General features: G+C 67.8%; 1 protein-coding gene. It reads left to right on the top strand.

Annotated elements, in window-relative coordinates; all coding sequences use genetic code 11:
- On the top strand, positions 1-264 hold a 264-nt coding region (locus OP79_RS49390), incomplete at both ends, for a phosphoadenosine phosphosulfate reductase domain-containing protein (RefSeq protein ID WP_033329967.1).

The raw sequence follows: 264 nt of genomic DNA, 5'->3' as shown, positions 1-264 counted from the left end.
CGAGCACGTCCGCGTCTTCCCGCTGTCCAACTGGACGGAGCTGGACGTGTGGCAGTACATCGCCCGGGAGAAGATCGAACTCCCGCAGATCTACTTCGCCCACCAGCGTGAGGTGTTCCGGCGCGGTGGCATGTGGCTGACCGCCGGTGACTGGGGCGGCCCCAGGGACGGTGAGAGTGTCGAGAAGCGCCTGGTGCGCTACCGCACGGTGGGTGACATGTCCTGCACCGGTGCCGTGGACTCCGACGCCACCACGCTGGACGC

Source organism: Streptomyces yerevanensis, assembly GCF_000716805.1.
In the GTDB taxonomy this organism is placed as follows: domain Bacteria; phylum Actinomycetota; class Actinomycetes; order Streptomycetales; family Streptomycetaceae; genus Streptomyces; species Streptomyces flaveus.
The sequence above is the reverse complement of the archived record's forward strand: the minus strand, read 5'-3'. Positions and strand labels throughout refer to the sequence as shown.